14 protein-coding genes are annotated in these 14,818 nt (G+C 73.2%); 5 read left to right on the top strand and 9 right to left on the bottom strand.

Going from position 1 to position 14,818, the window contains the following annotated elements; all coding sequences use genetic code 11:
- Positions 1-271: 271 nt before the first annotated feature.
- Both purU and ABZ135_RS15780 read right to left on the bottom strand, forming a co-directional pair.
- Positions 272-1,123, bottom strand: a complete 852-nt coding sequence (gene purU / locus ABZ135_RS15785; protein WP_356695931.1) for a formyltetrahydrofolate deformylase — start codon at positions 1,121-1,123, stop codon at positions 272-274.
- A gap of 46 nt (positions 1,124-1,169) precedes the next feature.
- On the bottom strand, positions 1,170-1,616 hold the full coding sequence (locus ABZ135_RS15780; RefSeq protein ID WP_356695943.1) for a hypothetical protein: 447 nt from the start codon (positions 1,614-1,616) through the stop codon (positions 1,170-1,172).
- 215 nt (positions 1,617-1,831) lie between these two features.
- On the opposite strand from ABZ135_RS15780, the gene ABZ135_RS15775 reads away from it, so the two are divergent.
- On the top strand, positions 1,832-3,094 hold the full coding sequence (locus tag ABZ135_RS15775; protein ID WP_356695930.1) for an ABC transporter substrate-binding protein: 1,263 nt from the start codon (positions 1,832-1,834) through the stop codon (positions 3,092-3,094).
- A 56-nt stretch (positions 3,095-3,150) separates the two neighbouring features.
- On the opposite strand, the gene ABZ135_RS15770 is transcribed toward ABZ135_RS15775, so the two are convergent.
- Positions 3,151-4,545, bottom strand: coding sequence for a hypothetical protein (locus tag ABZ135_RS15770; RefSeq protein ID WP_356695928.1), 1,395 nt, complete (start codon positions 4,543-4,545; stop codon positions 3,151-3,153).
- Between the two features lie 134 nt (positions 4,546-4,679).
- Positions 4,680-6,062, bottom strand: coding sequence for a transcriptional regulator (locus ABZ135_RS15765; protein WP_356695926.1), 1,383 nt, complete (start codon positions 6,060-6,062; stop codon positions 4,680-4,682).
- 292 nt (positions 6,063-6,354) lie between these two features.
- On the opposite strand from ABZ135_RS15765, the gene ABZ135_RS15760 reads away from it, so the two are divergent.
- From ABZ135_RS15760 to ABZ135_RS15745, 4 genes are all read left to right on the top strand, one after another.
- Complete coding sequence (locus ABZ135_RS15760) at positions 6,355-7,032, top strand: bifunctional DNA primase/polymerase (RefSeq protein ID WP_356695924.1); 678 nt, start codon at positions 6,355-6,357, stop codon at positions 7,030-7,032.
- Between the two features lie 100 nt (positions 7,033-7,132).
- Positions 7,133-7,978, top strand: coding sequence for an ABC transporter ATP-binding protein (locus ABZ135_RS15755; RefSeq protein WP_356695922.1), 846 nt, complete (start codon positions 7,133-7,135; stop codon positions 7,976-7,978).
- Complete coding sequence (locus ABZ135_RS15750) at positions 7,975-9,627, top strand: transporter (protein ID WP_356695920.1); 1,653 nt, start codon at positions 7,975-7,977, stop codon at positions 9,625-9,627. Before ABZ135_RS15755 ends, ABZ135_RS15750 begins: the two co-directional genes overlap by 4 nt.
- A 410-nt stretch (positions 9,628-10,037) precedes the next feature.
- Positions 10,038-10,481 carry an SSI family serine proteinase inhibitor gene (locus tag ABZ135_RS15745; RefSeq protein ID WP_356695918.1) on the top strand — a complete coding sequence of 148 codons (444 nt, stop codon included), beginning with the start codon at positions 10,038-10,040 and terminating at the stop codon, positions 10,479-10,481.
- A gap of 33 nt (positions 10,482-10,514) precedes the next feature.
- On the opposite strand, the gene ABZ135_RS15740 is transcribed toward ABZ135_RS15745, so the two are convergent.
- The 5 genes from ABZ135_RS15740 to ABZ135_RS15720 all read right to left on the bottom strand — a co-directional run bounded on the left by ABZ135_RS15740 (position 10,515) and on the right by ABZ135_RS15720 (position 14,796).
- The gene (locus ABZ135_RS15740) at positions 10,515-11,264 is read right to left on the bottom strand and encodes a hypothetical protein (RefSeq protein WP_356695916.1); all 750 of its coding nucleotides are present in this window, start codon (positions 11,262-11,264) and stop codon (positions 10,515-10,517) included.
- Positions 11,265-11,378: 114 nt separating this feature from the next.
- Positions 11,379-11,630: a hypothetical protein gene (locus ABZ135_RS15735; RefSeq protein WP_356695914.1), complete on the bottom strand. Its 252-nt coding sequence runs from the start codon at positions 11,628-11,630 to the stop codon at positions 11,379-11,381.
- Between the two features lie 63 nt (positions 11,631-11,693).
- Positions 11,694-12,725, bottom strand: coding sequence for a hypothetical protein (locus ABZ135_RS15730; protein WP_356695912.1), 1,032 nt, complete (start codon positions 12,723-12,725; stop codon positions 11,694-11,696).
- 138 nt (positions 12,726-12,863) lie between these two features.
- Entirely contained in the window at positions 12,864-13,715 is an 852-nt protein-coding gene (locus ABZ135_RS15725; protein WP_356695910.1) for an alpha/beta hydrolase, read from the bottom strand.
- Positions 13,716-14,103: 388 nt separating this feature from the next.
- Positions 14,104-14,796, bottom strand: coding sequence for a metal-dependent transcriptional regulator (locus ABZ135_RS15720; protein WP_356695908.1), 693 nt, complete (start codon positions 14,794-14,796; stop codon positions 14,104-14,106).
- Positions 14,797-14,818 lie beyond the last annotated feature (22 nt).

Below are 14,818 nucleotides of genomic sequence, written 5' to 3'. Positions count from 1 at the left end.
TCAAGGCACCAGGAGCCTAGGCCCGGCAAAGGGCGCCGTTCCGTTGTGCCCACCCGTTCCGCCCCAGCGGAACGAATGCCCACAACGGAGTGGCGGTAGGGCACCGCCCCAGCGGGGCACCGGCCCGCGACGCAGGGGCGACGGCCCGGCAAGGGCGCGCACCGCCGCGGCGGAACGGGCGCGACGGGGCGAGCGAAGGCCCGCACGGGTGGGCATCGGGCCGGCGACGCGAAGGGCCGCGCAGGGGGCCCGGGGGGGCGGCGGTGAGGGGCTAGGCGAAGACGACCGTGCGGCGGCCGTTCAGGAGGATGCGGTGTTCCGCGTGCCACTTGACCGCACGCGCCAGCGCCTGGCACTCCACGTCCCGCCCGATCGCCACGAGCTGGTCCGGCGTCACCTCGTGACCGACGCGCTCGACCTCCTGCTCGATGATCGGGCCCTCGTCGAGGTCGGCCGTCACGTAGTGGGCCGTGGCACCGATCAGCTTCACGCCGCGGGCGTGGGCCTGGTGGTAGGGCTTGGCGCCCTTGAAGCTCGGCAGGAAGGAGTGGTGGATGTTGATGATCCGGCCCGACAGCCGCTTGCACAGGTCGTCGGAGAGGACCTGCATGTAGCGGGCGAGCACGACCAGCTCGACGTTCTCCTCGTCGATCAGCTCCAGGAGCTCCGCCTCGGCCTGCGGCTTGGTGTCCTTGGTGACCGGGATGTGCCGGAACGGGATCCCGTACGACCCGACCAGCTCGGCGAAGTCCGTGTGGTTGGACACCACGGCCGCGATGTCCACCGGCAGCGCGCCGATCCGCGAGCGGAACAGCAGGTCGTTCAGGCAGTGGCCGAATTTCGACACCATGAGCACGACGCGCATCCGCTCGTCGGCCCGGTTGATCTGCCAGTCCATCGCGAAGGAGTCGCCCACCGCGGCGAAGCTCGCGCGCAGCTTGTCCACGGTGACGGGGGCCTCGGCCGAGAAGTGGACCCGCATGAAGAAGAGACCCGTGTCACGGTCTCCGAACTGCTGGCTGTCCTCGATGTTGCATCCCGTGATGAAGAGGTAGCTCGACACGGCGTGCACGATGCCCTGCTTGTCGGGGCACGAGAGGGTGAGGACGTACTGGTCGGTCATTCGCCTAGCCTGCCACATCGGACAGGGCGGCCCGCGCCCCCGTCCGTCAGGCGGAACGGGTCATGATACGGAGCACCTCGAGGGAACGCGGCGGCACGTCGGGGTCCTCCCCGTCGGCCGTCGCCATCCGCACGTGTGCCTCGCGGGCGGCCCGTACGGCCTCCGGCCAGGCGTGGTGCTCCAGATACGCGGAGACGGGCGCGTCCGCGCCGACCTGGTGCATGATCCGCAGCACCCGCAGCACGGCCACGTCGACGAGCGCGGCCTCGCCCGAGTCGCGGAATATCGTCCCCACGTACTTCTCGGCGGACCAGTTGTCCAGCCACGTGTCCTCCACCAGTCGGTAGACGGCGTCGGTGACGTCGCCGTACCCGTCCTGGCCGGCCAGCCAGGTCGTCTCGTGGAACCCCGGGTCGGAGAGCATGTGCAGCGCGGAGCGCACGTTGGCGCGCCAGCGCCACCACGGCATGTCGTTGAGCGGCATGCCGCCCATGGTGGAGGAGCGACGGCCGCGACGGGAAGAGTTCACCGAACCGGAGGTGGGGGCGGAGGTGGGACTGGACATCGTCCGATCGTACGTTTCCGCACCGACAGCGCCCCTTCCGGCCCCGCACCCGCCCGGCCCGACCCCCGCAATTCACCTTCACGTCACCCTGCGTTGAAACGAGCTCACTCCCGCGTTACCCATGAGGCGGAAGTGTGCATGCCATGACCGGTAGGCGACAGACCTCACTCCTCGCGTACGTCTCGACCGTGGCGGCCGCAGCGTCGCTGCTCACCGGCTGTGGCGTACTCCCTGGAGCCACGGGGGGCTCCAGGGAGGCCGTCACGGTCATGACCTGGGCTCCCGACCAGACCCGCGCCACCAATATGCCCGGAATGCCCGCCATGGCCCAGGCGTACGCCCGTTGGGTCAACGCCAACGGCGGCATCGACGGCCACGAGCTCCGCGTCCTCACCTGCAACGAGCAGAACACCAACGCCGGCGCCTCCGCCTGCGCCCGCCGCGCCGTCCGCGAGGGCGCCGTCGCCGTCGTCGGCTCCTACAGCCAGAACGGGCGCGCCTTCATGGCCCCGCTGGAGGCCGCCGGCATCCCGTACATCGGCGGCTACGGCATCTCGGAGGACGAGTTCACCAGCCCGCTCTCCTACCCCGTCAACGGCGGCCAGGCGTCCCTCATCGCCGGCCACGGCATGCAGCTCGCCGCCAGTTGCCGGCAGGTCTCCCTCGTCCGCCCCGACACCATCGCCGGCGACAGGCTGCCGGACCTGCTCAACTCGGGCCTGCGCAAGGCCAGCCACCGCGGCGCCGTCGACATCCCGGCCGTCGAGGACGCCGCCGAGTACACCCGGCAGGCCAGCAAGGCCCGTAGCCGGGCCGGGGCGAAGGACGGCTGTGTCACGGCCGTGCTGGGCGAGCGCACCCAGACCTTCTTCGACTCCTTCCGCCGCCTGCCGAAGCAGAAGGGCGACGACGGCGACGCCGTCCGGATCTCCTCCGTCCTCGGCAGCGTCGGCCAGCCGGTCATCGACCGCACCGGCGGCGCGGACAGCCCCTTCGAGGGCGCCTTCGTCACCGGCTGGTACCCGGACGCCGACCACAAGGCGTGGGAGCCGATGAAGAAGGTGATCAAGGAGCACGCCTTCGTGGACAACCGGGTCGACCCGGCGGACACGGGCGTCCAGACGACCTGGATCGCCTACACCGTCCTCCGGCAGGTCATCGAGTCGCTCGACAGCGACCGGATCACCGCCCTGCAGATCTCGCACGCGCTCGACCAGGGCGTGAAGATCGACACCGGCGGCCTCACGCCCGAACTGCGCTGGCGTTACGACGACCTGCTCGGCGCGCCCGGCTTCCCCCGGATCGTCAACCACGACGTGACGTTCCAGGTCGTCCGCGACGGACGCCTGGTGGCCCAGAAGCCGGGCTTCGTGGACGTCGGCGAGACGGTCCTGACCGCGCCGTAGCGGCCCCGGCCGGGACCGGGGCCCCTCGCGCGGGGCCCGGCACCCGTCCGGCCCGCTCAGAGCTGGGTCGGGCTGCGCTTCTCCAGTCCGTACTTCCCGGCGGTCGGATTCCACAGCCCGGCCGCCTGGCGCTTGGCGGTGGTCGCCTCGGCGCTCTTCTTGTTGGCCTCGATCGTCTGCGCGGTCGAGCGGGCCTTGCCGCCCTTGCAGATCTTCTTGCTCTTCGCCTGGTCCGCCCAGGCCGCGTAGTGGTCGTCGGCGGAGGCCGACGCCTGCCAGGCCCGGGTGAGCGCCTCGGTCAGCGCCGCGTTGTTCGGCAACTGGTCCACCGGCAGCGACCGGAGCCGGGTGACGAGCCCGCGGCGCTGCTCGGCCGCGCCGCGCAGATCGGTCGCCGCCTGGTCGAGGTTCTTGCAGCTCTTGATCGCCTCGACGGAACGGATCACCGCGTCGCGGCTGTTGTTGCTGTCCGCGAGCAGCTTGTCGAGGGCCTTCGCCTGCGCCTCCGCGGGGTCCGCCGACTGCTCGCTCGGCCCGCCGGAGGGCGCGGCCGAGCTCGCGGCCACGTTCTGCCCGGCCTTGTCGGCCGCCTTGTCCTTGTCCTCGTCCCCACTGCTGAGCAGCGCCCCGGCCCCGAGCCCGACGACGGCGCAGCCCGCGACCACGGCCGCGATCAGCGCGACCGGCGACTTCCGGCGCGGCGGCTCGGGCTCGTCGTCGTAGTACGCGTCCTGGAAGCCGCCGCCGTACTGCTGCGGAGGCTGCGGGGGCTGGTGGTGCTGCGGCGGCTGGTGGTGCTGGGGCGGCTGCGGGTAGCCGTAGCCCGGGCGCGGGCCGGCCGCGGGCGGGGGCGTCGGGGCCGGGGTGTCGCTGCGGAAGAGGTTGTCGAAGTCGGCGAGCGGCGGCCGCTCCCCGTACCCGGCCTGGGGACCGCCCTGGGAACCACCCTGCGGTCCGGCCGGCGGGCCGGACTGCGGGCCGGACTGGGGCCCGGGCTGCGGCCCGGACTGGGGACCCTGCGGGCCGGGCTGCGGTACGGGCGCCATGTACTGGGTCGCCTGCGCGTCCGGGCCGGCCGGGCCGCCCGCGACCGGCGGCAGGTACTGCGTCGCCGCGTCCGCCTGCGGGGCCTGCTGCGCCTGCGGCGGGACCGGCGGCAGGTACTGCGTGGCCGCGTCCGCCTGCGGGGCCTGCGGGGCGACGGGCGCGATGTACTGCGTGGCCTGGGCGTCCGGGCCCGGATAGCCGTAACCGCCGCCCTGGGCCGGCTGCGGATAGCCGTATCCCGGCTGGGCGGCCGGAGGAGCCGCCGGATGCGCCGGCGGCTGGGCCGGGATCGGCGGCAGGTACTGCGTCGCCTGCGCGTCCGAGGGGCCACCAGGGGTCACCTCAGGTGGGAGGGGCTGCGCGGCCGGATACTGCGGCTCCGGACCCTGTCCGCTGTGCGTCACCGGGACTCCTACTGATGGACCTACGGAACGACGGAATCGTCGGCTCACGCTACCGGGTGCGCCCCGCCCGCCGCACACACGTCCGAGACTCGTGTGACCTACCTCGCGCCCCGGCCCGCACGGCGAGACGCCCCCTACGCCGCGTACAGGTCCAGCCGCGCCCCGAACTCCCGCACCGCCGCCTCGCCCCCGTACGGCTCCAGGCGCTCCTTCAGGTCCTCCAGGTACTCCGCGCCGCGCGAGGACCGCAGCGTCGCCAGGAGTTCGATGGCGCGCGTGCCCGTGCGGCACGCCTCCTCCACCTCGCGCTGCTGGATCTGCGCCGAGGCGAGCAGCGCCAGGCCGATCGCGCGCCGCCGGGCCCGGGTCTCCGGGTGGCCGGCGAGGGAGCGCTCGGCCGCGCGGGCCGCCTCCCGGGCCTGGCCGAGGTCGCGGTGACAGTGCGCCAGCTCGTCCGCGAGGTAGGCGTCGTCGAAGTGGGCGATCCACACCGGGTCGTCGCCGGACTCCGGGTCGGCCCGCTCCAGGGCCTCCTCCGCGCGGCGCGCCACCCGGCCGAACGTGTGCGCGTCGCCGAGCAGGGCGTGCCCGCGGGCCTCCGCCGCCAGGAACATCGCCTCGGCACGCGGCGGGACCTTCCCCCGCGCGCCCTCCTGCGCGGCCCGCGCCAACTGCGCGATCTCCCGGGGGTTGCCGAGCTGCGCCGCCAGGTGACTCATCGAGGCGGCCAGCACATAACCGCCGTACGCCCGGTCGCCCGCCGCCTGCGCGAGCCGCAGCGCCTGGATGTAGTAGCGCTGGGCCAGGCCCGGCTGGCCGGTGTCGACGGCCATGTACCCGGCCAGCTCGGTCAGTCGGGCCGCCGCCGCGAACAACTGCCGCCCGACCGCCTCCCGGTAGGAACCGCAGAGCAGCCCCGACACCACGCTGTTGAGGTAGTGGACCACCACCGGCCGCACGTGCCCGCTGCCGAACCGCCGGTCCAGGTCGACCAGGGCGTCCGTCATCGCCCGTACCGCCTCGACGTCCGAGGCGCCGACCCGCGCCCCGGCCGCCCGGGCCACCTGCGGGTCCGCGCCGGTGATCAGCCAGTCGCGGCTCGGCTCGACCAGCGCGGAGGCGGCGACCGTCGAGCCCGACAGGAAGTCCCGCCGGCCCACGTCACTGCGCCACAGCTCGCAGACCTGCTCGATCGCCCCGACCACGGTGGGCGCGAACTGCAGCCCCACGCCCGAGGCGAGGTTGCGGCCGTTGGCCATGCCGACCTCGTCGATGGTGACCGTGCGGCCCAGCTTGCGGCCGAGGGCCTCGGCGATGATGCCGGGCGCCCGGCCGCGCGGCTGCTGGCCGCGCAGCCAGCGTGCCACCGACGTCTTGTCGTAGCGCAGGTCGAGGCCGCGCTCGGCGCCGACCATGTTGACCCTGCGGGCGAGTCCGGCGTTGGAGCACCCCGCCTCCTGGATGAGCGCCTGCAACCGTTCGTTGGGCTGGCGGGCGACGAGTGGCCTGGCTGCCATGATGACTACCCCCTGAGGCCGGAATGGTGATCGACTGGCTGATCACTGCCCGGCTGATATCCGGTCAATGCAGATGTGAACACGCGAAACCGGACACGTCGGCCGCGCGACGCCGGCACGCTCACCGGCAGGGCACGTGCCGACGCCCCCCACCCTGGGTACCCGCCCGCCGCTCCCCGGCCCCCCGCGCGCCCCCGCCCGTGCACCCGTGCGCCCCACATGCAGGATCGTTGCGCCGCGCCACTCTCCGCCGGGCCCGTAACCCCAGGTGACGGCGGGAGTTGAGTTCGACGTGGAAGAGACCATCGGAGTCACGGAAGCCGCACAGATCCCCAAGCAGCGAGGCGAGCTGCTGCTGGACAGCGCCGTGCGGTACGCGGAAGAGCGGCACTGGGACGTGTTCCCCGGGACCTGGCTGGAGGCGGTCGAGGGCGGGGAGCGCTGCTCCTGCGGCGCGGAGGCGTGTCCGGCGCCCGGCGCCCACCCGGCCAGGCCCGACTGGTCGACCCAGGCGACGGGCAGCGCCGTCGGGGCCCGGCGGATGTGGTCGAAGCAGCCGAAGGCGTCGATCCTGCTGCCGACCGGCCGCACCTTCGACGCGATCGAGGTCTCCGAGTCCGCCGGTTTCCTCGCCCTGGCCCGTATGGAGCGCATGGAGCTGACGCTCGGCCCGGTGACCTGCACGCCGGACCGCCGGATGTTCTTCTTCGTGCTGCCGGGCGCCGCGGCCAAGGTGCCGGACCTGGTGCGCAAGCTCGGCTGGGTCCCCACCTCGATCGACCTGGTCACCCGCGGCGAGGGGTTCTACGTGGCGGCGCCGCCGACCCGCGTCGGCGGCTTCGGCGCGGTGCAGTGGGCCCGCAAGCCCACGCCGGCGAACCGCTGGCTGCCGGACGCGGAGGAGCTGATCAGCCCGCTGGCGTACGCGTGCGGGCGCGAGGCGGCGGACGCGCGCGGCCGCCGGGCGTAGGGCGGGAAGCCCCCGGGGGTCTTTGGCCACGTGGCCGGAAAGACGCTCGCCCGTAAGGTGGTTCCCGACTGTACGGGGACAACCGAAGGGTTGACGCAACATGATGCCTGACCAGGCATTCGACGGAGGGTCCGAAGCGGCGGGCGGTGCACCGGGATCCGGTGCGGTGCCCGCCGTTCATGTCGAGGGGCTGTGGAAGCGCTTCGGACAGCAGATCGCGGTGAACGGGATCGATCTGGTCCTGCCCGCGGGCCGGTTCATCGGACTCGTCGGGCCGAACGGCGCCGGCAAGACCACCACCCTGTCGATGATCACGGGCCTGCTGCGGCCCGACGCCGGGCGGATCCGGGTGGCCGGCCACGACGTGTGGGCCGACCCGGAGTCGGTGGCCCGGGTGAAGTCCAGGATCGGCATCCTGCCCGAGGGGCTGCGGCTCTTCGAGCGGCTCTCGGGCCGCGAACTCCTCGCCTACAGCGGGCGGCTGCGCGGACTGCCCGGCGCTGAGGTCGACAAGCGCGCGACCCAGTTGCTCGACGTGCTGGACCTCGCGGGCTCGCAGCACAAGCTGGTCGTGGACTACTCGACCGGCATGCGCAAGAAGATCGGCCTGGCCGCGGCCCTGCTGCACAACCCGGAAGTCCTCTTCCTGGACGAGCCGTTCGAGGGCGTCGACCCGGTCTCCGCGCAGACCATCCGCGGGGTCCTGGAGCGGTACACGGCCTCGGGCGCCACCGTCGTGTTCTCCAGCCACGTGATGGAGCTGGTGGAGTCGCTGTGCGACTGGGTGGCCGTGATGGCGGCCGGGCAGATCCGCGCGCAGGGCCCGCTGGAGCAGGTACGGGGCTCGGCGCCGTCGCTGCAGGCCGCGTTCCTGGAGCTGGTGGGCGCGCACGGGCGGGGGGACGCCGGGGACTCCCTGGACTGGCTGGGCGGTTCGGCCCGATGAGCACCGCCACCACCCCGCCGGCCGCGGCACCGGCGCCGGCGGCCGCGCCGTCGTCCGTGCCGTCGCTGACCTCCGTCTTCGTCCGGCTCAAGCTGTCGCTCCTGAAGAACGGGCTGAAGCAGTCCGGCGGCCGGACCGCCGCGTACATCTCCTCGATCGTCGTCGCCGCCGTCTTCGCCGGCTTCCTGGTGCTCGGCGCGACCCTGCTGCGCGGTGACGACGACGCGGTCCTCGTCACCGTCCTGCTCACCGGCGTCCTCGCGCTCTCCTGGGCGGTCATGCCGCTGTTCGTGCCGGGCGGTGACGAGACCCTCGACCCCTCGCGGCTCGTGATGCTGCCGCTGCGGCCCCGGCCGCTGGTCCGGGCGCTGCTCGTGGCCTCGCTGGTCGGCATCGGCCCGGCGTTCACGCTGTGTGTCACCGTCGGTGCGGCCCTGGCGCTGGCCCGGGGCGCCGCGGGGACGGTCGTCGCCGTCCTCGCCGTACCGCTGGTCGTCCTCGTGTGCGTGGCGCTGTCCCGGGCGGTCGCCGCCGCGAACGTACGGCTGCTGACCTCCCGCAAGGGCCGCGACCTCGCCGTGCTGTCCGGCCTGGTCATCGCGGTCGGCGTCCAGGTGGTGAACTTCGGCGCCCAGCGGCTCTCCCAGGCCGGGGGGCTCTCCACGCTCGAGCCGGCCGCCGCGATCGTGGGCTGGCTGCCGCCGGCCTCGGCGGTGTCGGCGATCGACGCGGCGGGCGAGGGTGATCACGCGGTCGCCGCGGCCAAGCTGCTGCTCTCCGTGCTGGCCCTGGTGGGGCTCGCGTACTGGTGGCAGCGCTCGCTGGTCCGGCTGATGGTGGAGCCGGACGGCTCGACCATCGGCGCGGCCTCCGGCGCGGTGAAGGAGAAGTCCTCGGCCACCGGGCTGCTCGGGCGGATCCTGCCGGGCGGGCGCACGGGCACGGTGATGGAACGCAGCCTGCGCTACATCTGGCGCGACCCGAAGACGAAGGCGGCGTGGGTGTCCTCGCTGGCCGTCGGGGCGATCGTCCCGCTCTTCAACGCGCTGCAGGGCACGGGCTCGGTCTACTTCGCGTGCTTCGCCTCGGGCATGCTCGGCATCCAGATGTACAACCAGTTCGGCCAGGACACCTCCGCCTTCTGGATGGTGGCGCAGACCATCTCGACGACGGCCGACGCCTACGCCGAACTGCGGGCGCGGGCCCTCGCCCTGCTGGCCGTCACCGTGCCGTACACGGCACTGGTGACGACGGTGACGGCGGGCGTGCTCGGTGACTGGGGCACGCTGCCGGAGGCGCTGGGCGTGGCGTTCGCGCTGCTCGGCGCGATGATGGCGACGGGCGCGCTGGCCTCGGCGAAGTACCCGTACTCGATCCCGCAGGACGGGGCCTTCAAGAACGTGGCGCCGGGGCAGGGCGGGCTCGCCTGGATCTCCATCTTCGGCGGCATGCTGGCCGCGGCGCTGCTGTGCGCCCCGGTGATCGCGGCGACGGTCCTGCTCCACCTGTGGGCGGGGGCGCTGCTGTGGGCCGTGCTGCCGTTCGGCGTGCTGTACGGGGCGCTGGTCGTGTGGGGCGGTCTGAAGGTGGCGGCTCCGCGGCTCGCGGGGAGGCTGCCGGAGATCCTGGCGGCGGTCAGCAAGGGCTGACGCCGGGACGGGCGCCCGGGAGGGCGTGCGAGTGTGCGGGCCGGGTTCCCTCGGGTGGGGGCCCGGCCCGTCGTGCTGCTCCCGGCACCGGTGGAGGGCAACCTTCCGGACGATCGGGAGCGTCGCGAACTACTCCAACTCCGAACATTTTTCCCGTCGTTCCAGGTCAGAAGGTCGTACGGGGTTGAACGGCCGAGGCGGTACGGCAGGCCGGCGGCCCGTGGGAGCGCCGTCGGCGGCCCGGGGCACCCCGCCTCAACTGGCCGAACGACCGGTCGGTCGTGACGCGGCCGGGGCGCGATCGCACAGACGGCCGGAAAGCTGCGACGGATGTGCGATCACTCTGGGCCTCGACAAGACTCCCTTTCGCATCCGCACCTGACCGTAGCCACAAGCGAAAGGGATTTCTCGTGCGTTACTTCCGTGCCGTGGGCGCCACCGCGCTCGCCACCGCCACCGGCCTCACCCTCCTCGGCACCGCGATAGCGGGCGGCACCGCCGAGGCCGCGCCCGCCAGCCTCTACGCGCCGTCGGCGCTCGTGCTCACGGTCGGCGAGGGAGAGAGCGCCGAGACGGCCACGGTCCTGCGCGCCGTCACCCTCACCTGCTCGCCGACGCCCGGGGGCACCCACCCGGACCCGGAGGCGGCCTGCGCGGAACTGGCCGCGGCGGACGGTGACTTCGGCCGGCTCACGGTGTTACCGGCCGACCGGCCCTGTACGCGTGAGTGGGACCCGGTCACCGTCACCGGGGACGGCGTGTGGCAGGGCCGGCGGGTGAGCTGGCAGGCCACGTACGGCAACCCGTGCGAGCTGCGGGCCCGTACGGCCGAGAGCGCGGCCCTCGGCTTCTGACCGCGGGGCGACGCGCCGACCGTCGCCCGGTCGTCAGGAGCAGAAATAGCCGCCGACGGACTTGTCGGCGCCGGCGTGGAGGTCCACCGCGTTGACGACCCAGGCCGTGTAGCAGCGGTGGACCTGCGTCGGGGTGAAGGTGAACCGGAAGCCGTGGGCGTCGCCGTAGCCCGGGTGGGCCGCTCCGACGTCCGTCCGGGTCAGATCGGCCGGGTAGGGCCCGTAGGTGTTGCCGTCGCTGTACTGGACGTACACCTGCGTGGACTGGGCGGTGTCCGGGTCCAGGGCCCAGCCCCACATGGTGACCGAACCGCCGTCGATCCGGTAGCCGTCGAGGTTCCCGATGGGGTCGTGGCCCACCGAGACCGAGCAGCCCAGGGACTTGTTGGTGCCGTAGCCGGTGTTGAGGGCGGTGGCGCAGACCTGGCCGGTGGCCGTGGGGACGGCGACGAAGCCCGAGAAGCCGCCGCCGGACTGGTGGGCGTCCAGGGTGGCGACCCAGGCGCCGCCCACGGTGATCTTCACGCGGACCGGCCCGGTGCCGTCGGGGTCGGAGGCCCAGCCGGAGACGTTGACGCCGCCGGGAACGCGGGTCGCCGCGTTCAGCTTGCCCTCGGGGTCGTAGTCGACCGGCGGGTCCTCGACACCGCCGCCGTCGCACCACGAGGGCGGCTCCGGCCCGTCACAGATGCTCTGCGCGTGGGCGGTCGGGACGGCGGTGAACAGCCCCGCCCCGAGCGCCAGGACGGCGGTCACGGCCGCCAGCCGGGCACGTATCGACATGTCGGTGTTCCTCACTGCGAGTTCGGCTCATGGCGCGTTCAGACTGACAGTCCGCGCGCCACGGGCCCATCCCAGAAATCTGGGGTATTTCCCGGTCCTCGCTCCCGGGATCCCTCAGGGGTCCACCGGCATGTCGGGGGTCCCGCTCTCGATGAGGCAGTCGCGCTCCGGGTCCACGGAGTGGGTCCTGCTGTCACCGGGGGAAGCGGTGGGCGCCGGGGTGGGGGTGGGGCTCGGCGTGGGAGTGGAGGAGGGGCAGGGCGGCGGCCCCTCCTCCTCGGGGGCCGCCCCGCAGGCGGTCAGCGCGCCCAGGAGCACGGCGGTGACGAGGACGAGCGTGCCGCCGTGTGCCGCTGAGCGCGCCATGGTGTTCCGCCTCTCGGGGCCCGGGGCCCGGGGCCGCGGCCTGCGGTCCCGGGCCCGGGACCGCTAGTAGGTCGAGTACTTGTTGAACGCGTCGCCCACCCACGTGGCGAAGTACGGCGACCGCATCTCCGTCGGATTGTCCCTGTTGTCGATGTTGCTGTTCACGCCGTTGACCCAGCCGCTGTAGTAGACGTTGTCGTCCTTGCCGTGGATCCAGGGGCCGCCGCTCGATCCGCCGGTCATGTTGCACGGCATCTTGATCTGGTCGGTGATCCACCAGCTCCGCTGGGAGGTCGTGGCGGCGCAGTAGTACTGCCACTGGCCGTCGAAGGGCGGAGCCTGCGGGTAGCCCATGGCCGTCATGGAGCGGTCCTTGGCGTGGTTCCACTGGATGCCCAGGCCGCCGACGGCGTTGACCAGTTCGCCCCGGGAGCTCGGGGAGGTGATGACGATGCCGACGTCGTACCCGAAGTTTCCGTCGTTGATCCAGCCGTTGAACGCGACGAGGGTCTCGGCCCACCAGGTGCCGTAGGGGCGCGATCCGTGGTCGTAGTACGGCACGAACTGCCAGTTGGAGGCCCAGGACTTGCCCGGGCCGCCGTGGACGCAGTGGCCGGCGGTGAACACCATGTTCTTGTTGGTGCTGTTGACGGCCGAGCCGGAGCAGACGTAGTCCTTGCCGTCCGAGGCGCGGTAGAAGACCTTGCCGACGACCCGGGTCGCGGTGACCGCCACCTTGATCCCGTCGGCCGCGGCCGCGGCGCCCGCCACCGGGTCGGAACCGGTCGCCGCCGGGCCGGTCGGCTGCTGCGGCGCCGAGGGGGCGGGCGCGCCGGGACGGTCGGCCGTACGGGGCTGGGCGGGCGTGGCCGGGAGGGCCGCGGCCATCCGCTCGGGGGTCCAGTACTCCGCCGCCCGTGCCGCCGTGTCGGCCGGCACGGTGTGCTCGACGGCGGTGGTGGCCGCCCGGGCGGTGGCCCGGGTGGCCGAGACCTCGGGGGCCTCGGCGGCCTGGGCGGCGACGGGGAGCAGGAGGAGGGCCGCGGCGGCGAAGCCGACGGCGGGGTACGAGCGTCTCTTGCGTATGCCGAACACGTGATACCTCGATCCGTTGCTGGCATGGACACGCAATGCTCAGGCGGAGCGTGACGGACCGTCAACGGAGCGTGAGAGGAATGGCCGGTTCACCCGTGCGCTTTTCGGCCTGCCCGACGGGCGCCGCGAGTGGCGGGGTCAGGAGGTGAGGACGCCGTTGAGGAACGGCTCCACCGCCTCGCGCCATGCCTCCGCGCGCTCGTAGTGCAGGAGGTGGCCCGCGTCGGGGATCTCCGCGTAGGCGCCGCGCGGGAGGACGCGGACCATCTCCTGGGCCTCGGCGCGGCCCAGTTCGCCGTCGAGGCCGCGGACGACGAGGGTGGGGCAGCGGACCTGGGCGAGGGAGTCCCAGTGGGCGTCGTGGACCCAGGTCGCGCGGGAGGCGAGCATCTGGGCGGGGTCGAAGACGGGGCGCCAGCCGTCGGGGTGCTCGGTCATCACCTCGGCGAAGAAGGCACCCCGGGCGGGGCGGGGGCGCTCCACCCAGGGGTCCTCCTCGCCGAACCACCGGCGGACGGCGTCGAGCGAGGGGAAGGGGACGGGCCAGCGGCGGAACCAGTCCTGCCACTCGCGCTGGGACGCGGCACCGAGCGCGGAGGCCCGCATGTCGCAGATGACCAGGGCGCGGACGAGCTCGGGGCGCTCGGCGGCGAGCTGCCAGGCGGTGAGCGCCCCCATGGAGTGGCCGACCAGGGTGACGGGACCGAGGCCGAGCCGCTCGACGACGGCGGTGGCGTCGGCGACGTACGCCTCGCGCGTGAAGGGTCCCGCGGCGGGCTTCTCGCTGTGGCCGTGACCGCGCTGGTCGAGGGCGATCGTGCGGTGGCGCGCGGCGAGCCAGCGGGCGGTGGGCGCCCAGTGGGAGGCGCCGCCCATCAGACCGTGGAGGAGTAAGACGCCGGAGCCGCTCTGCGGCGCGGTCTGTTCCGTGAAGTCCCAGGCCGCCAGGCGTACGCCGTCGGCCCCCGTGACGTCGAGTCGTCGCACCATGCTGCTCGGCACCCCCTCTTTCCCGTGGCCCCGTGGAATGACCCGTGGAGCTGCGCCAGACTATCGAACCTGTATTCGAAAATGCGCTTCTGCCGCTCAACACCCCACGTTCGAGTGACAGCGCTCAAGGATTGACGGCCGCGGCCGAGGGGAGATGTTCAACGGGAGGCGGACCGCTCGGGGAAATCGGTCCGAGGGGAATGACCCTGGGAGCTCGGGGCTCCGGGTCAGCACAGGGGAGGACGAACCCCGGCGCCTCAGGGCGCCGGGGTTCCTCGTTGTCGTACGAAGGACGACCCTCATCCCACCAGCGTGGCACGGGAAGGGGCGTGGGCGTGGCGATTCCGCCGTAAAACGGGCCCGAGGTCGCCGGTGGCTCCGGGCCGGGCTAGCGCTTGGCGACGAAGACGTGCGCCGCGACCTCCGCGTCCAGCTCGGCCGCCTCGCCGCTGCTGCCCACCAGGACGCCGCCCGGGGACTCCGTCACCGACACCACGGAGCCGGGCTGCACGCCCGCGCGGCGCAGCGTGTACATCAACTGGGCGTCGGTCTGGATCGGCTCGCCGATACGGCGGACGACCACCGTCTTGCCCTCGCCGCCGGCGTCCAGGTCGGCCAGCGAGACCATCGAGTCGTCCAGGAACGACTCGGCCTCCGCCTTCTCGCCCAGCTCCTCCAGGCCCGGGATCGGATTGCCGTACGGCGACTCCGTCGGGTGGCGCAGCAGTTCGAGGACCCGGCGCTCCACGGCCTCGCTCATCACGTGCTCCCAGCGGCACGCCTCCGCGTGGACCTGCTCCCACTCCAGGCCGATCACGTCGACGAGCAGGCACTCGGCGAGCCGGTGCTTGCGCATCACGCGGGTGGCCAGGCGGCGGCCCTCGTCCGTGAGCTCCAGGTGGCGGTCGGTCGCGACGGCCACCAGACCGTCGCGCTCCATGCGGGCCACCGTCTGGCTGACGGTCGGACCGCTCTGGTCCAGCCGCTCGGCGATACGGGCGCGCATGGGGACAACACCTTCCTCCTCCAGCTCAAGGATGGTGCGGAGATACATCTCCGTGGTGTCGATCAGTCCGGACATACGTGCCCCTCGATGAGTCGTG

The sequence above is a fragment of the Streptomyces sp. NPDC006339 genome (genome assembly GCF_040612775.1).
Lineage (GTDB): Bacteria > Actinomycetota > Actinomycetes > Streptomycetales > Streptomycetaceae > Streptomyces.
The sequence above is the reverse complement of the archived record's forward strand: the minus strand, read 5'-3'. Positions and strand labels throughout refer to the sequence as shown.